Consider the following 15,790-nt stretch of genomic DNA (forward strand, 5'->3'; position numbering starts at 1 on the left):
ACAGTGACGCCGGGCCGCAACGGGCGTGCCCACGGCACCGCCGAACGGCCGATCCGCGTGCCAGCGGATCGCCCTAGGCGGACGCACCCCGCCCTATGGAACGCACCCCGTCGAGAAGCCGACCGCGCCACGCCGGGCAGGGACCGGCGTGGAATTCAACACAGCCTCTCGAACCAGGCGAGGGCGCTCTGGTCGGTGAGGTTGGCGACCTGGTCGACGACGACGCGGCGGCGGGCGTCGTCGTCGGCGGCGGCGTGCCAGTCCTCGGCGAAGCCGGGTTCGAGGGTTCCCGGGCCGCGGTCGAGGAGGGTGTCGGCGAGGCGGGTGAGGACTTCGCGCTGCTGGGCGTAGATGGGCTGGCGGGTGTTCCGCGACATCACGAAGGTGGCGACGATGCCCTTGAGGACGGCGATCTCGGCCTGCTGCTCGCGGGGGACGACGACGTGGCCGCCGAAGCGGACCAGGTCGGGGTGCTGGTACGCCTCGCGGGTGGCTTCGGTGGCGGCGGCGGCGAAGCGGCCGATGAGCTGGCTGGTCAGGTTCTTGAGCCGGGCCTGGTCGCGCCGGGAGCCGTCCCAGGAGGAGACCCACACGTCGAGCGAGTCGAGACGGTCGAAAGCGGCGACGAGCTCGTCGTGGCCAACTTCGCCGCCGACCCAGGAGTGCATGGACTGCACGAGGTCCTCGTGGTCGGCGCGGGAGCCGAGTGCTTCGACGTCGATGTAGCCGGAGACCACCGCGTCCTCGAAGTCGTGCACGGAGTAGGCGATGTCGTCGGAGAGGTCCATCACCTCGGCCTCGATGCAGCGCACGCCTTCGGGGGCGCCCTCCCGCATCCAGGCGAATGCGGGGGCGTCGTCGGCGTAGAACCCGAATTTGGCGCGCCCCGACGGGTCGGCGACCGAGCGCGTGTCGGGCCAGGGGTACTTGCAGCTCGCGTCGATGCTGGCGCGGGTGAGGTTCAGTCCGTAGGGGCGGGCGTCGTCGCCGAACACCTTCGGCTCGAGCCGCGTGAGCAGCCGGAAGGTCTGCGCGTTGCCCTCGAAGCCGCCGATCCCCTCGGCCCAGGTGCTGAGTGCGCGCTCGCCGTTGTGGCCGAACGGCGGGTGCCCGATGTCGTGCGCGAGGCAGGCCGTGTCGACGACGTCGGGGTCGAGGTCGAGGCTCGTGGCGAGCTCGCGGCCGATCTGGGCCACCTCGAGGGAGTGGGTCAGTCGGTTGCGCGCGAAGTCGACGCCCGCGGTGGGGCTGAGCACCTGGGTCTTCGCGGCCAGCCGGCGGAGCGCGCTGGAGTGGAAGAGCCGGGCGCGGTCGCGGGCGAAGTCGGAGCGGCGGGTCGAGTGGTCCTCCGGCAGGAATCGCTCGGTGTCGACGAGCGAGTACCCCCAGAGCGCGCGGTCATCCACCGCTGTTGTGGATCTCGGCGGCCGAGACCGCGTCGCGCTGCCCGGCGTCGAGCTCGCGGGACTCGAGCCAGCGGTCCGGGAGGGAGGGGACCTTGGGCGAGCCGGCGCGGCCCCGCTGCCCCTCGGCCGCCTCGCCCGGGTAGGGCTGCGTCCAGTCGAGTGTCGCCAGCAGCTCGTCGAGCTGCGCGAGCGACTCGACGGTGGCCAGGCGGGCGCGGAGGTCGCCGCCGACGGCGTAGCCCTTGAAGTACCAGGCGACGTGCTTGCGGATGTCGCGGCAGCCGCGCTCCTCGCTCTCGAAGAAGTCGACGAGCAGCTCCGCGTGGCGCCGGAACGCCTCGGCGACCTGCCCGAGCGAGGGACGGAACCGGTCGTCGGAGCCGGCGAACGCGGCGGCGAGGTCGCCGAAGAGCCAGGGGCGCCCGAGGCAGCCGCGACCGACGACGACTCCGTCGCAGCCCGTCTCGGCCATCATCCGCAGCGCGTCCTCGGCCGACCAGATGTCGCCGTTGCCCAGCACGGGCACGCTCGTGACCGTCTCCTTGAGCGTGGCGATCGCCGACCAGTCGGCGTGCCCGCTGTAGAACTCGGAGGCGGTGCGTGCGTGCAGCGCGATCGACGCGACTCCGGCGCCCTCGGCGGCACGGGCGGCCTCGAGGTAGGTGAGATGGTCCGGGTCGATGCCCTTGCGCATCTTGACGGTGAGCGGGACGTCGCCCGCGGCCTTCACCGCGCCCTCGACGATCTGCCGGAACAGCGGGAGCTTCCACGGCAGAGCCGCTCCCCCGCCCTTCCGGGTGACCTTGGGCACGGGGCAGCCGAAGTTGAGGTCGATGTGGTCGGCCCGGTCCTCGGCGACGAGCATGGTGACGGCCTCGGCGACCGTGACCGGGTCCACTCCGTAGAGCTGGATCGAGCGCACCGACTCGCTGGGGTGGTGGCGGATGAGGCGCATCGACTCCGGCGTGCGCTCGACGAGCGCGCGGGAGGTGATCATCTCGCTCACGTAGAGGCCGTTGCCGAACTCGCGGCAGAGGCGGCGGAACGCCGTGTTGGTGATGCCCGCCATGGGGGCGAGCACCACCGGCGCGTCGAGTTCGAGGGGGCCGATCCGGAGCGCCGGCGCGGTGCGCGCGGGCGGGGCGGCCGTGAGAGTGGAGGACATCGGTATCGATTCTCCCAGATCCTGTGTTGGGGAAGGCTAAGTGACGAGCGGAGAGGTGGAGAGATGAGCGGGAGCGCATCCGTGGAGGACGGTTCGCAGCGACTGGAGGCGGACGCGTCCGCCCGCGGCCTGGCGGTCGAGATCGTGGAGAGGCCGGGTTCCGGCAGCCTGCACGAGGCGGCCGCGCTGCTCGGCATCGAGCCCGGCGACATCGTGAAGTCGCTCGTGGTGAAGCGCCACGACGGCGGCTACCTGTTCGCCCTGGTTCCCGGCGGGCGGCAGATCGCGTGGCCGAAGCTGCGCGCGGTGGTCGGGGTGAACAGGCTCCGCCTCCCGGACGAGACGGCCGCCCTCGAGGCGACCGGCTACCGGCGCGGCACCATCACGCCGATCGGCTCCACGACGGCCTGGCCGGTCTACGCCGACGAGCGGATCCTCGGCCGCCGCATCGCGATGGGAGCGGGCGCCGACGGCCGCAGCGCCTTCGTCGACGCGGACGCCCTCGTGTCCGCCTACGGCGCGATCGTGGCCGACATCACCGTGGAGGAGCCTCCGCGCTGATCGGCGGCACCTCGGCCTGCGGTTCCGCTTCCGCGGGCGGCACGGCGCAGACGCCGTCCTCGCACAGCGGCCCGCCGGAGTCGCCGAGCATCTCGAACGGCCCGCTCACGCGACGGCCGCCCGCTGCTCCAGCACGTGCTCGAGCACCTCGGTGAACGCCGCCGGCTCCTGGGCGCCGGAGACGCCGAAGCGCCCGTCGAGGACGAAGAACGGCACCCCCGAGATCCCGTACTCGCGGGCCTGGGCGATGTCGGACTGCACGCGCCCGAGGTAGCGCTGGTCCTCGAGAGCGCGGCGCGTCCGGGCCGGGTCGAGCCCGACCTCGCCGGCGAGCGCGGCGAGCACGTCCGGATCGGCCAGGTCGCGGCCCTCGACGAAGTACGCGCTCATCAGACGCTCGACGAGCTCGAGCTGCAGTCCGTTCTCCTTGGCGTGGTGGAGCGCCTGGTGGGCGGTGACCGTCTTGACGTGACGCACCGACTCGAAGTGGTAGTCGAGGCCGACGCTCGCCGCGATCGCCGTGACGGAATCGAGCATCTGCTGTGCCTGCGCCTCCGGGATCCCCTTGTGCTCGGCGAGGAACGCCGCCTCTCCCCCGCGGTAGTCCTCCGGCGTGTCCGGCGAGAGCTCGAAGCTGCGGTACTCGACGACGACCTCCGGAGCCTCCGGGTGCGCGGCGCGGAAGGCCTCGAGCCCTCGCTCGAACCGTCGCTTCCCGATGTAGCACCAGGGGCAGGCGATGTCGGACCAGACGTCGACGGACAGGGGGCTCGGCGCAGCACTCACCCCCAGGACAACGGAGCGTGCGCCCCGCTATTCCCGCAGCACGCGGACGAGCTCGTCCACGTCGGACTCGTCGTTCCAGAGGTGGAAGGCGATGCGGAGCCGGCCGCCGCGGCCCGAGACGCGCAGACCCGCGGCCTGCAGCCGCTCCAGGTCCGCTCCCCCCTCGTCCGGCCAGGAGACGAGCGCCCGGTGCTGGGGCTCGCGGTCCAGCCGCTCGCACAGCCGGTCGCCGAGGCCGGAGGCGTGGGCCCAGACCGTGTCGAGGTCGAGCGAGCGGAACAGGGAGAGCGACGCCTCGGCTCCGGCGAACGCCTGCCAGGCCGGCGAGACGTCGAAGCGGCGGGCGTTCTCGGCCAGGTGCATGGCCGGTCCGTAGCAGGACGACCACACGTCCTCCCCCGAGTACCAGCCCGCCTGCACGGGGACGAGCTCGGCCGCGTAGGCCGGCGAGACGGTGAGGAACGCCACTCCGCGCGGCGAGCACAGCCACTTGTAGGCGTGGGTGAGGGTCGCGTCGAAGCGGGAGGCGTCGACCGGCAGGACGCCGGCCGCCTGCGTGAGGTCGCACGCGGTCCGCACCCCGTGGCGCGCGGCCGCCTCGAGGACGGCGTCGAGATCCGCGAGGGCTCCGCTGCTGGACTGCACGGCGGAGAAGACGACGAGGTCGTCCTCGTGCTCGACGGAGTCGGCCAGCGCGTCGAGCGCGACGGAGCGCACGGTCACTCCGCGGTGCGCCTGGGCGAGGAACGGGAACACGATGGAGGAGAAGTCGCCGTCCACGCAGAGCACGCGGGCCCCGTCGGGCAGCGAGGCGGCGAGCACGGCGGCCATGGCGGAGGTCTGCGAGCCGATCGCGACACGGTCGACCGGGACGCCGGCGATCGCGGCGAACGAGGCTCGCGCGCGCTCGGCGACAGCACCGTAGGCGGCGGCCGTGCTCTCCCCGGACGACCAGCCGTCGAGGTCGGCCCGCAGCGCCTCGACGGTCTCCCGCGGCGGCAGACCGAGGGTGCAGGCGTTGTGGTAGCCGCGGGCACCGGCGAAGCGCGCGCGCAGGTCGGCGTGGTTCGGCAGTGCGGTGCTCACCTCTCGAGGATGACGCTCCGGAGCCGGATCGCCAAGACCGGGGAGCGACCGGGCGCGTCGGCGGCGGCCCCGGTCAGCGGGCGGCGAGGGCGTGCGCCTGCTCGAGCACGGCGACGACCTCGCGGGCCTCGCGGACGTCGACCGGCGAGGGAGCACCCTCCCGGAGCGACCGGGTGACCTGCTCGAGGAACGCGGCGTAGCGTCCCCGTTCGCTCGGCACGGGGTGGGCGCCGGAGTCGTCGACCAGGACGCCCCAGGCCTCCGGCGCGACCTCGCCGAAGCCCTCGTCGTCCGGTCGGGCGCCGCCGGTGCGGAGCGCGGTCTCCTGCGGATCGAGACCGTCGACGCTGAACGCGGCACGCGTGCCGAGCACGCGGAAGCGAGGGCCGGTCGCCCGGGCGACCCGGCTCATGATGAGGTGGGAGCGGACGCCGCCGTGATGCAGGAGCGAGACGAGCGCGTCGTCCTCGCTCGCCGAGCCCTCGTGGACGGTCCGGGTCTCGGCCGCCGTCACGACGGCCGGGCCGAACAGCACCAGCGCCTGATCGACCAGGTGGCTGCCGAGATCGAAGAGGATCCCTCCGCCCTCTGCCGGACCTGTCCCGCTCTGCCACCGGCCCGTCTTCGGCGCGCTCCAGCGCTCGAAGGTCGACTCGAAGCGGAGGACCTCGCCGAGGACCCCTTCGCCGAGGAGGCGGCGGAGCGTGAGGAGATCGGCGTCCCAGCGCCGGTTCTGGAAGACGAAGACGGGCGCCCCGCTCCGCTCGGAGGCGGCGATGATCGCGTCCGCGTCGGCCGTGCTCGGCGCGAAGGGCTTGTCGATCACGACGGCGACCCCGGCCTCGAGCACCCGGACGGCCTGCTCCCGGTGCACCGACGGCGGCGAGGCGAGGACGACCAGCTCCGGCCGCTCGGCGAGCACCGCGTCGAGGTCGGGCACGATCCGGGCGCCCGGATGCGCGGCGGAGGCCGCGGCGATCCGACCGGCGTCGCGCGTGGAGACGGCGACGACCTCGAACGCCGGGTCGGCCGCGAGGAACGGACCGTGGAAGACGCTGCCGGCGAGCCCGAAGCCGACGATCCCGGCCCGGATCACGAGGAGGCCCCCGGCACGTCGACCGCGCCGCCGAAGCGGCGGGAGCGGCCGGAGTAGTGCTCGATCGCGTCCCAGAGGTCGGTCCGCGTGAAGTCCGGCCAGAGCCGGTCGAGGAACACCATCTCGGCGTAGGCGCTCTGCCAGAGCAGGAAGTTGCTGGTGCGCTGCTCGCCGGAGGAGCGCACGAAGAGGTCCACGTCCGGCATCTCGGGCACGTAGAGCGCCCGGGCGATCGTCTTCTCGGAGATGCCGGAGGGCTTGAGCCGCCCCGCCTGGACCTCGGCGGCGAGCCGCTGCACCGCGTCGGCGATCTCGGTGCGCCCGCCGTAGTTGACGCACATGGTGAGGGTGAGCACGTCGTTGTCCGCGGTCATCCGCTCGGCGAACTGCAGCTCGGTGATCACCGAGGCCCACAGGCGCGGCTTCCGGCCGGCCCAGCGGATGCGCACGCCCCACTCGTTGAGCTGATCGCGGCGGCGGTGCAGCACGTCGCGGTTGAAGCCCATCAGGAAGCGCACCTCCTCGGGCGAGCGCTTCCAGTTCTCGGTCGAGAACGCGTAGACGCTGAGGTGCTTCACGCCGATCTGGATCGCTCCGGCCACGACGTCCAGCAGCGCCGTCTCGCCGCGCTTGTGCCCCTCGATCCGCGTCAGCCCGCGCGAGTTCGCCCAGCGGCCGTTGCCGTCCATCACGATCGCGACGTGCCCCGGGACGGCCTTCCGCGGGATCGCGGGCGGGTGGATCCCGGTCCAGTCGAGAGGGCGGTACGGCTCGGCGTCCTTGTGGGTGAAGGGCTTCATCGGGTGACGTGCTCCAGGGATCTCAGACCGCGTTCGAGGTGGAACTGCGTGTAGGCGGCGACCACTCCGCTCGCCCGCGACCGCGTGGTCGGCTCGGTGGTCTCGGCGTGGGCCCAGTCTCCCGTGAGCAGCGCTCCCAGCAGGACCACGACCTCCGGAGCGACCCTCGGTGCGCCGGGAGGCGTGCAGTCGGTGCAGACGACGCCACCGAGCTGCACCACGACCGCGCCGTGGGGTCCGGGGGCGCCGCAGCGCGCGCAGTCCTCGAAGCTGGGCGCCCAGCCCGCGATCGAGAGCGCCCGCAGGAGGTAGGAGTCGAGCGTCAGCACCGGCTCGTGCTCGTGCTTCGAGAGCGAGCGCAGGGCCCCGACGAGCAGGAGGTACTGCTGCAGGGAGGCGTCCGCGTCGGTGAGGCGGTCGGCCGTCTCGACCATCGCGCTCGCCGCGGTGTAGCTGTCGTAGTCGGCGGCGATCAGCGCACCGTAGGCGCCGAGCGACTCGGCCTGCGTGACGATGTCGAGGCTCCGGCCCTCGTAGAGCTGGAGGTCGGCGACCATGAACGGCTCGAGCCGTGAGCCGAACTTGGAGCCGGTCTTGCGCACGCCCTTCGCCACCGCGCGGATCTTGCCGTGGCTGCGCGAGAGCAGCGTCACGATGCGGTCGGCCTCGCCCAGCTTGTGCGTGCGGAGCACCACGGCTTCGTCGCGATAGGTGGGCATCCCCCGATTATCCCCCCGACCCCCGACACCCGGCTGGCAGCCCGGCCGGAGCAGGGCCCGTGCCGTGGAACGATGTCCGGGTGGCAGCCTCCCTCTTCGAGATCCCGGCCTGGGCCGACCTGCTCGCGATCGCCATCGGCTGCCTCCAGGGCGCGATGTTCGCGGGCGAGTTCCGCGACCGCCGGATCGACCTGCTCGGCGTCACGATCATCGGCACGGCCACCGGCCTCGGCGGCGGCGTGCTCCGCGACCTGCTGCTCCAGACGCCCCTGGTGGCCCTGCACACCGACGCGTACCTGATCGTCGCGGTGACCGCCTCCCTGCTGGGCATGCTGCTCCAGCACCTGCTGAACCGGGTCGACGGGACGATCACCGCCCTCGACGCGCTGACCCTCGGGCTCTTCGGCGCGATCGGCACCACGAAGGCCCTGTCGCTCGGTGTGCCGGAGGTTCCAGCGGTGTTCGTCGGCACCGTCTCGGCCGTCGGCGGATCCGTCGTCCGCGACATCCTGCTGAACCGGCCGATCGCGCTGATGCACGTCGGCTCGCTCTACGCGGTCGCCGCCTCGGTGGGCACGGGGGTCCTGGTCCTCGCGCTGCGCTTCGGAGTGACGATCGACTTCGCCGCGCCGCTCGCGGTGGGCGTGACCACGGTCATCCGCCTGCTCGCGGTCCGCTACGGCTGGAGCCTGCCCGAGCAGCGCGCGCTCAGCGGGGTGCCGCGCCTGCGCTGGCGCCGCCGGAGCTAGCGGCGCCCGACTCGGACGCAGGGAGCGGCGTTCCGCGCGGTCCGCGCACCGGAACGCCGAGGGAGCCGCGACCCGTCACGGCTCCCCCGGCGGGGATCGGGCCCGATCAGGCGGAGGCGCCGGCCAGCTCGCGGACCGGGACCTCCTCGCGCAGGGCGCGGTTGACGGCCGAGACGATGGCCTTGAGGGAGGCGGTCGAGATGTCGGCGTCCACGCCCACGCCCCACAGAGTGCGTCCGTTCACCGTGCACTCGACGTACGAGGCGGCCAGCGCGTCGCCACCGGCGCTGAGAGCGTGCTCGACGTAGTCGAGGACCCGCACCTCGACGCCCTGCTGCTCCAGCACGGCCTCGAAGGCGTTGATCGGGCCGTTGCCCCGCGAGCTGGCCGAGACGCTCTCGTCGCCCACCCGGAGGACCGCGTCCAACGCGATGCTGCCGCCCAGATCGCTCGACGTGTTCGTGCGCAGCAGCTCGAAGCGTCCCCACTTCTCATCGGCGCGCTCGGCGGGCGCCGGCAGGTACTCGTCCTGGAACACCGTCCAGATCTGCTCGCTCGTGACCTCGCCGCCCTCGGCGTCGGTCTTGGCCTGCACGACGCCCGAGAACTCGATCTGCAGCCGGCGCGGCAGATCGAGCGCGTGGTCCGTCTTCAGCAGGTACGCGACTCCGCCCTTGCCGGACTGCGAGTTGACGCGGATGACCGCCTCGTAGGAGCGGCCCAGGTCCTTCGGGTCGACCGGCAGGTACGGCACGGCCCAGGTGAGCTCGTCGACGCTGCGGCCGGTCCGCTCGGCCTCGGCCTGCATCGCCTCGAAGCCCTTCTTGATGGCGTCCTGGTGCGAGCCGCTGAAGGCGGTGAAGACCAGGTCGCCCGCCCAGGGGCTGCGCTCGGGCACGGGCAGCTGGTTGCAGTACTCGGCGGTGCGCTTGATGCCGTCCATGTCGCTGAAGTCGATCTGCGGGTCGATCCCCTGGGTGAACAGGTTCACGCCCAGCGCGACCAGGTCGACGTTGCCGGTGCGCTCGCCGTTGCCGAAGAGGCAGCCCTCGATCCGGTCGGCGCCGGCCAGGTAGCCCAGCTCGGCGGCCGCCACGGCCGTGCCGCGGTCGTTGTGGGGGTGCAGCGACAGCACGATGTTCTCGCGCTGAGCGAGGTTGCGGCTCATCCACTCGATCGAGTCGGCGTAGACGTTCGGGGTGGCCATCTCGACGGTGGCGGGCAGGTTCAGGATGACCTTGCGCTCGGGAGTCGGCTCGAAGACCTCGACGACGCGGTCGCAGATCTCGCGGGCGAAGTCGAGCTCGGTGCCGGTGTAGCTCTCGGGCGAGTACTCGTAGTAGACGGCCGTGCCGGGGACGGTCGACTCCATCTCGCGGCACTTGCGGGCGCCGGCCAGTGCGATGTCGATGATGCCCTGGCGGTCCTTCCGGAACACGACCTCGCGCTGCAGCACGCTCGTGGAGTTGTAGAGGTGCACGATCGCCTGGCGGGCACCGCGGATCGACTCGTAGGTTCGCTCGATCAGGTGGTCGCGGGCCTGGGTCAGCACCTGGATCGTGACGTCCTCGGGGATCGCGCCCTCCTCGATGAGGCTGCGCACGAAGTCGAAGTCGGTCTGGCTCGCGCTCGGGAACCCGACCTCGATCTCCTTGTAGCCCATCCGGACCAGCAGATCGAACATGATGCGCTTGCGCTCGGGGCTCATCGGATCGATGAGCGCCTGGTTGCCGTCGCGGAGGTCCACGGCGCACCAGCGGGGCGCGGTGGTGATGCGCTTCGACGGCCAGGTGCGGTCGGGCAGATCCACGGCGATCAGCTCGTGGAAGGGACGGTACTTGCCGATCGGCATGGGCGACGGCTTCTGGTTGTTCAGCATGAGGTGCTCTCCCGGCGCAGTGGTGCGCACGTGTCTGTTCTCGCTCGTGACCGATCCCGCTCGCGCGCGGCTCCGCTGGTGGGCGGTGCCGGTCGGGCGGTCTCGCGGGGATCCGGATGCGGATCGACCTCGCGGGCGAGGGATGGTTCAGCCGACGACGGACTCCGCGACGAGGATGGCCTGAGGATCAGATCTCGTCGCGGCGGAGAAGGAGGAGCTGTCCGAAGCGCACCCGGTCAGGGTAGCACCGCCCCCGCGGCGCGTCACCCCGGCGTCCCGCTCTCGGAGACGAGGCCGTTCTCGTAGGCGTAGACCACCAGCTGCACACGGTCGCGCAGGCCGAGCTTGCCGAGGGTGCGGCTGATGTGCGTCTTCACCGTCGCCTCGCTCAGGAACTCGGCGCGCGCGATCTCGGTGTTGCTCATCCCCCGCGCGGCCAGGTGGAAGATCTCGCGCTCGCGGTCGGTGAGGGTCGCGAAGGCGGGCGGGGTCTCGCGTCCGCTGCCCGCCGCTCCGAAGTGCTCGAACAGCTCGCGGGTCGCGGAGGCGGCGACCACCGCGGTCCCCGCGTGCACGGTGCGGACGGAGGCGAGGAGGAAGCCGGGCTCCGTGTCCTTCAGGAGGAAGCCGCTCGCGCCCGCCCGGATGGCGCGCGCGGCGGCCTCGTCGAGGTCGAAGGTGGTCAGCACGAGGATGCGCGGAGGCTCGACCCGGCGCTCCTGCGCGTCCGCGAGGATCCGACGGGTCGACTCGATGCCGTCGACGCCCGGCATCCGGATGTCCATCAGGACCACGTCGGGGGCCAGCCGCGCCACCAGCTCCGCGCCCTCGGCCCCGTCCGAGGCCTCGCCGACCACCTCGAGGTCGGGCTGCGAGCCGAGCAGCATGCGGATGCCGGCGCGGAAGAGGGCCTGGTCGTCGACGAGGACGAGGCGGATGGTGTCGGTCATGCGGGGCTGCCTCCGGAGGCGAGGGGTGGGTCGGTGCGGACGAGGGACGGGGAGGAGGGCAGGCGCGCGTCGACGACGAAGTCGTCCCCCACCGGCCCGGCGGCGAGCACTCCCCCGACGAGCGCGGCGCGCTCGCGCATGCCGACCAGGCCGTGGCCCTCACCGGGCAGGGAGTCGCGCTCGACGTCGGCGCACCGGGCGTTCCGCACCGTCAGGGCGAGCTGGTCGCCGTCCTGGCGCAGGGCGATGTCGAGCGGGGAGCCCGGGCGCCCGTGCCGGAGCGCGTTCGTGGTCGCCTCCTGGGCGATGCGGTAGAGGGCGAGCCCGACGGCGCGCGGCACGGCCTCGAGGTCGACGTCGAGCTCGGCGCGGACGGGGGCGCCGGCGCCGCCCACGCTGTCGAGAAGGGCCGGCAGATCGCGTGCGCCGGGCTGCGGACCGTCGCTCTGCGAGTGCCGCAGCTCTGCGAGGAGCACGCGGACGTCGCCGAGGGCGTCCCGCGCGACGGAGGAGATGGTGAGCAGGGCGGCGTCGGTCTGCTCGGGACTCGTGGCGCCGAGGTAGCGCGCGCCGTCGGCCTGCGCGATCACCACGGCGAGGGAGTGGGCGACGACGTCGTGCATGTCGCGGGCGATCCGGTTGCGCTCCTCCACGGTGTCGAGCTCGCGCTGCGCTCGGGCGCGCTCCTGCTCGGCCTGCGCGCGCAGGGTCTGGCCCTCCCGGGCCCGGCGGACCGACCGCGAGAGCAGGCCGATGGTCCAGGAGAGGCCGAGCGTCGCGAGGATCCCGCCGAATGTGGCGCCGGCCGACAGCAGGCCGTCGTAGGCGTTCGCGACGAGGTCGAAGACGAGGACGAGGTAGACCACGGCGACCACGGCGCCGAGGACGGCCGACACTGCGCCCGCGATCCGCACCCGCCGCGACTCCGACGCGCCGGCGCCGAAGAGGACGGCCAGGATGGCCAGATCCGCCGGTCCGGGAGCGAGGCTCGCGCTCATCTGCAGGGCGGCACCGGCCCAGGCGATCGAGAGGGCGAGGACCGGTGACCGCCGGTGCAGCACCAGCGCGACCGCGAGCACGCCCGCGACCAGCAGCTGCATCGCGCCGTCCACCCCGGCGAACGGGAGGCCGGCGACGAGGAGGAGCACCAGCGCCTGACCCCCGGCGACCCCCACCGCGAAGGGGTCCTGCGGGCCGGCGACCCGGGTCAGCAGCGCGTCGATCCGATCGCCCGCGAGGACCGGCGCCCGCAGCGCATGGAGGTACACGAGGACCTTCGCCGCGCCGAGCACGGAGGCGACCGCGAGGGCGACCAGGGCGAGCACCACGAACTCCACGCGGGCGGGGAGCCCGGACGGATCGAGCGGGCCGGAGAGGCCGAGCGCGACGGTGACGCCGCCGATCCCGGCGAGGACGAGGCCGCCCGCGAGCGCCAGGGCACGGGTCCAGGGGCCCACGCGGCGGGTCGTCTGCCAGAGGACGACCAGGCCGACGAGAACCCCGTCGACGGGGATGCCGCCCAGCAGGACGCCCCCGTCGGCGAGCGCGCCGACCGCGACGAGCGAGGGGGCGAGCGCGGGCAGGAACCCCGCGACCGCGAGGGCCAGCGCCAGCACGAGGCCGCCGGCGATCCGCTCGGTCGGAGTGACCCCGGTGAGCCCGAGCAGCAGGTGGAGGGCGGCGAGCAGCGCCCCGGCGATCGGCAGGGCCGCCGGTCGGTCGAGGAGGGCGCGCATGAGGACCACGCTACGGGTCCGTGCGCCCGGGGGCGTCGTCCTGGAGGGTGACCGCCGTCGTCCCTCCGGCGTCAGAAGCCCAGGCGCCCCAGGAGCTTCGGGTCGCGCTGCCACTCCTTGGCGACCTTCACCCGGATGGAGAGGAACACTCGGCGGCCCAGCAGGCGCTCGATCTGCTCACGGGAGACGGCGCCCACCTCGCGCAGGCGCTGGCCGCCCTTGCCGATGATGATGCCCTTCTGACTGTCGCGCTCCACGAAGACGTTGGCGTAGATGTCGATCAGCGAGCCGTCCTCGCGCTCGACCATGTCGTCGAGCGTCACGGCGAGGGAGTGCGGCAGCTCGTCCGAGACGCCCTCGAGGGCGGCCTCGCGGATGAACTCCGCGATCCGCGAGGACAGGTCCTCGTCGGTCACCGCCTCCTCCGGGTAGAGGGCGGGCGAGACGGGCATCAGGCGCAGGAGCTCGACGGCCAGGACGTCCAGCTGCTCCTCGGTCACGGCGGAGATCGGCACGATGGTGTCCCACTCGCGCAGCTCCGAGACGGCGAGCAGCTGCTTCGCGACCGACTTCTTCGAGGAGAGGTCGACCTTCGAGACGATCGCGACCTTCCGGGCGCGCGGGAAGGAGTCGAGCTGCTCGTTGATGAAGCGGTCGCCGGGGCCGATCGGCTCGTCCGCCGGGAACAGCATCCCGATCACGTCGACGTCGCCGAGGGTCGAGGTGACGAGCGAGTTGAGCCGCTCGCCGAGGAGCGTGCGCGGCCGGTGGATGCCGGGGGTGTCGACGACGATCAGCTGGCCGTCGGTGCGGTGCACCACCCCGCGGATCGCGCGCCGCGTGGTCTGGGGCTTCGAGCTCGTGATGGCGATCTTCTCGCCGACGAGGGCGTTCGTGAGCGTCGACTTGCCCACGTTCGGGCGGCCGACGAAGGACACGAAGCCCGCCCGGTAGGGAGCGGCGGCGGGAGTGGTGTCGGTCATCGTGCGTCCTCGTGCTGATCGCCCGTGGCTCCGCGGGTGGGAGCCGTGCTCGGGCTGGGGGTGGTGGTGCCGCCGTCCGCGATGATCGCGACGGGGCCGGTGCCGGGCTCGCCGGCGGTGTCCAGATCGGGATCGCGGCGGACGATCACCGTGGAGATGGTCCCACGGCGCGGGTCCGCCTGCTCGGCCTCGAGCAGCACTCCGCCGATCCGCGCCGTCGCGCCGCGCTCGGGGAGGCGGCCGTAGGCCTTGGTCAGCAGTCCGCCGACCGAGTCGACGTCATCGTCCTCGAGGTCGAGCTCGAACAGCTCGCCGAGCTCGTCCACCGGCAGGCGCGCCGAGACGCGGTAGACGCCGGGCGCCGTCTCCTCGAAGAGGTCGACCTCGCGGTCGTACTCGTCGGAGATGTCGCCGACGAGCTCCTCGATGAGGTCCTCCAGCGTCACCAGGCCCGCGATACCGCCGTACTCGTCGACCACCATCGCGAGGTGGTTGGATTCGAGCTGCATCTGGCGGAGCAGCTCGTCGGCCTTCTTCGACTCGGGCACGAACAGCGCGGGGCGCGCGAGATCGGCGACCGTGTCGTCGTCGTCCGGCCGCTCGTAGGTGTGCCGGGCCACGTCGCGCAGGTAGAGCACGCCGAGGACGTCGTCGACGCCGTCGCCGATGACGGGGAGCCGGGAGATGCCGCGGCTCAGCAGGAGTCCCATGCCCGCACCGACGGAGGAGGTCGCCTCAATCGTCACCATGTCGGTGCGGGGCACCATCACCTCGCGCACGAAGGTGTCGTTGAACTCGAAGATCGAGTGGATCAGCTCGCGGTCGTCCTGCTCGAGCACGTCCTGCTCGGTCGCCTCGTCGACCATGCTGAGCAGCTGCTCCTCGGAGGAGAACCCCGCCGAGCGCCCCGTCCCCGGGGTCACCCGGTTGCCGAGGGCCACGAGCCCGTGCGCGACCGGGCCCAGCGCGAGCCGGAGCACGTGCACGAGCGAGGCGCTGGTGGACAGGACCGCGCGGGCGTTCGCGCGCCCGACGCTGCGCGGGCTGGAGCCGACCAGGACGAACGAGACCGCCGCCATGAGGAGGACCGCCAGCAGGAGCGCGAGCCAGAGCTGCGGCACCTCGACGACCAGCACCGTGGTGACGAACACGGCGGCCGTCGTCTCGGCCGCGATCCGCGAGAAGTTGACGACGTTGACGTGGGCGCTCATGTCGCCCGCGATCGCGCGGAGCGCGCGGGCGCTGCGGGAGTTCTGGGCCATGTCGAGCAGGTCGCTGCGCGAGAGGACGCCGAGTGCGGCGTCGGTCGCGGCGAACCAGCCGCCGACGGCGACGAGCGCGAGGGCGGCGATGAGGAGCTGGAGAGTGGGCACGGCGCGCTCTAGCGGCGTCGCTCGCTGATGTGGAAGCCGACCAGGATGTCGCGCTGGATGCCGAACATCTCGCGCTCCTCCTCCAGCTCGGCGTGGTCGAAGCCGAGCAGGTGCAGGAGCCCGTGGGCGGTCAGCAGCTGCAGCTCGTCGAGCACCGAGTGGCCGGCCGACTCGGCCTGCGACTGCGCGACCTGCGGGCAGAGCACGATGTCGCCCAGGAGCCCCGCGGGGGTCTGCTCGTCCTCGGTGCCGGGGCGCAGCTCGTCCATCGGGAAGCTGAGCACGTCGGTCGGCCCCGGCTCGTCCATCCACTGCACGTGCAGCTGCTCCATCGCGCCCTCGTCGACGAGCACGATCGCGAGCTCGGCGTCGGGGTGCACGTGGAGCGAATCGAGCGCGTAGCCGGCGAGGCGCAGCAGGGCGGCCTCGTCGACGGGGACGCTCGACTCGTTGTTGATCTCGATGCTCACGGGGGCGGGTCTTCCTTCGGTTCGGGAGGGG

At 72.8% G+C, this 15,790-nt stretch carries 15 protein-coding genes; 2 read left to right on the forward strand and 13 right to left on the reverse strand.

What is annotated here, in order from left to right; all coding sequences use genetic code 11:
• Positions 1–155: 155 nt before the first annotated feature.
• A complete protein-coding gene (locus C5D08_RS09420) occupies positions 156–1,406 on the reverse strand; it encodes a deoxyguanosinetriphosphate triphosphohydrolase (RefSeq protein ID WP_104276815.1) in 1,251 nt (416 codons plus the stop codon).
• The gene (gene dusB, locus C5D08_RS09425) at positions 1,399–2,571 is read right to left on the reverse strand and encodes a tRNA dihydrouridine synthase DusB (RefSeq protein ID WP_104276816.1); all 1,173 of its coding nucleotides are present in this window, start codon (positions 2,569–2,571) and stop codon (positions 1,399–1,401) included. The genes C5D08_RS09420 and dusB overlap by 8 nt, the downstream gene beginning before the upstream one ends.
• Before the next feature lie 63 nt (positions 2,572–2,634).
• Here dusB and C5D08_RS09430 point away from each other — a divergent pair, with 63 nt between their 5' ends.
• Complete coding sequence (locus C5D08_RS09430; RefSeq protein ID WP_104276817.1) at positions 2,635–3,132, forward strand: aminoacyl-tRNA deacylase; 498 nt, start codon at positions 2,635–2,637, stop codon at positions 3,130–3,132.
• Positions 3,133–3,237: 105 nt separating this feature from the next.
• Here C5D08_RS09430 and C5D08_RS09435 read toward each other — a convergent pair whose 3' ends face one another.
• The 5 genes from C5D08_RS09435 to recO form a co-directional block, all read right to left on the reverse strand.
• Positions 3,238–3,918: a DsbA family protein gene (locus tag C5D08_RS09435; RefSeq protein ID WP_104276818.1), complete on the reverse strand. Its 681-nt coding sequence runs from the start codon at positions 3,916–3,918 to the stop codon at positions 3,238–3,240.
• A 27-nt stretch (positions 3,919–3,945) separates the two neighbouring features.
• The gene (locus C5D08_RS09440) at positions 3,946–5,004 is read right to left on the reverse strand and encodes an aminotransferase class V-fold PLP-dependent enzyme (RefSeq protein WP_104276819.1); all 1,059 of its coding nucleotides are present in this window, start codon (positions 5,002–5,004) and stop codon (positions 3,946–3,948) included.
• 73 nt (positions 5,005–5,077) lie between these two features.
• Complete coding sequence (locus C5D08_RS09445) at positions 5,078–6,100, reverse strand: Gfo/Idh/MocA family oxidoreductase (RefSeq protein WP_104276820.1); 1,023 nt, start codon at positions 6,098–6,100, stop codon at positions 5,078–5,080.
• A complete protein-coding gene (locus tag C5D08_RS09450) occupies positions 6,097–6,900 on the reverse strand; it encodes an isoprenyl transferase (RefSeq protein WP_104276821.1) in 804 nt (267 codons plus the stop codon). Before C5D08_RS09450 ends, C5D08_RS09445 begins: the two co-directional genes overlap by 4 nt.
• Positions 6,897–7,619, reverse strand: coding sequence for a DNA repair protein RecO (gene recO / locus C5D08_RS09455; RefSeq protein ID WP_104276822.1), 723 nt, complete (start codon positions 7,617–7,619; stop codon positions 6,897–6,899). Before recO ends, C5D08_RS09450 begins: the two co-directional genes overlap by 4 nt.
• Before the next feature lie 80 nt (positions 7,620–7,699).
• Between recO and C5D08_RS09460 the strand changes: the two genes are divergently transcribed.
• Positions 7,700–8,368: a trimeric intracellular cation channel family protein gene (locus tag C5D08_RS09460; RefSeq protein WP_104276823.1), complete on the forward strand. Its 669-nt coding sequence runs from the start codon at positions 7,700–7,702 to the stop codon at positions 8,366–8,368.
• Positions 8,369–8,474: 106 nt separating this feature from the next.
• On the opposite strand, the gene leuA is transcribed toward C5D08_RS09460, so the two are convergent.
• From leuA to ybeY, 6 genes are all read right to left on the reverse strand, one after another.
• Complete coding sequence (gene leuA / locus C5D08_RS09465; RefSeq protein WP_104276824.1) at positions 8,475–10,247, reverse strand: 2-isopropylmalate synthase; 1,773 nt, start codon at positions 10,245–10,247, stop codon at positions 8,475–8,477.
• Between the two features lie 263 nt (positions 10,248–10,510).
• Positions 10,511–11,197 (reverse strand): response regulator transcription factor, encoded by a 687-nt coding sequence (locus tag C5D08_RS09470; protein WP_104276825.1) that lies wholly within the window; start codon positions 11,195–11,197, stop codon positions 10,511–10,513.
• Positions 11,194–12,933, reverse strand: a complete 1,740-nt coding sequence (locus C5D08_RS09475; RefSeq protein WP_146086072.1) for a histidine kinase — start codon at positions 12,931–12,933, stop codon at positions 11,194–11,196. The genes C5D08_RS09470 and C5D08_RS09475 overlap by 4 nt, the downstream gene beginning before the upstream one ends.
• Before the next feature lie 71 nt (positions 12,934–13,004).
• Positions 13,005–13,916, reverse strand: a complete 912-nt coding sequence (gene era / locus C5D08_RS09480) for a GTPase Era (RefSeq protein WP_104223426.1) — start codon at positions 13,914–13,916, stop codon at positions 13,005–13,007.
• Positions 13,913–15,289 (reverse strand): hemolysin family protein, encoded by a 1,377-nt coding sequence (locus tag C5D08_RS09485; protein ID WP_104276827.1) that lies wholly within the window; start codon positions 15,287–15,289, stop codon positions 13,913–13,915. Before C5D08_RS09485 ends, era begins: the two co-directional genes overlap by 4 nt.
• An 8-nt stretch (positions 15,290–15,297) precedes the next feature.
• Positions 15,298–15,759 (reverse strand): rRNA maturation RNase YbeY, encoded by a 462-nt coding sequence (gene ybeY, locus C5D08_RS09490; RefSeq protein ID WP_104276828.1) that lies wholly within the window; start codon positions 15,757–15,759, stop codon positions 15,298–15,300.
• Positions 15,760–15,790 lie beyond the last annotated feature (31 nt).

It is taken from the genome of Rathayibacter sp. AY1B6, from assembly GCF_002932755.1.
Lineage (GTDB): Bacteria > Actinomycetota > Actinomycetes > Actinomycetales > Microbacteriaceae > Rathayibacter.

Excerpts from the sequence above, each read along its gene's own strand:
- dusB (WP_104276816.1), bottom strand. The coding sequence starts at position 2,571 with ATGTCCTCCACTCTCACGGCCGCCCCGCCCGCGCGCACCGCGCCGGCG.
- C5D08_RS09430 (WP_104276817.1), top strand. The coding sequence starts at position 2,635 with ATGAGCGGGAGCGCATCCGTGGAGGACGGTTCGCAGCGACTGGAGGCG.
- C5D08_RS09450 (WP_104276821.1), bottom strand. The coding sequence starts at position 6,900 with ATGAAGCCCTTCACCCACAAGGACGCCGAGCCGTACCGCCCTCTCGAC.
- recO (WP_104276822.1), bottom strand. The coding sequence starts at position 7,619 with ATGCCCACCTATCGCGACGAAGCCGTGGTGCTCCGCACGCACAAGCTG.
- leuA (WP_104276824.1), bottom strand. The coding sequence starts at position 10,247 with ATGCTGAACAACCAGAAGCCGTCGCCCATGCCGATCGGCAAGTACCGT.
- C5D08_RS09470 (WP_104276825.1), bottom strand. The coding sequence starts at position 11,197 with ATGACCGACACCATCCGCCTCGTCCTCGTCGACGACCAGGCCCTCTTC.
- C5D08_RS09475 (WP_146086072.1), bottom strand. The coding sequence starts at position 12,933 with ATGCGCGCCCTCCTCGACCGACCGGCGGCCCTGCCGATCGCCGGGGCG.
- era (WP_104223426.1), bottom strand. The coding sequence starts at position 13,916 with ATGACCGACACCACTCCCGCCGCCGCTCCCTACCGGGCGGGCTTCGTG.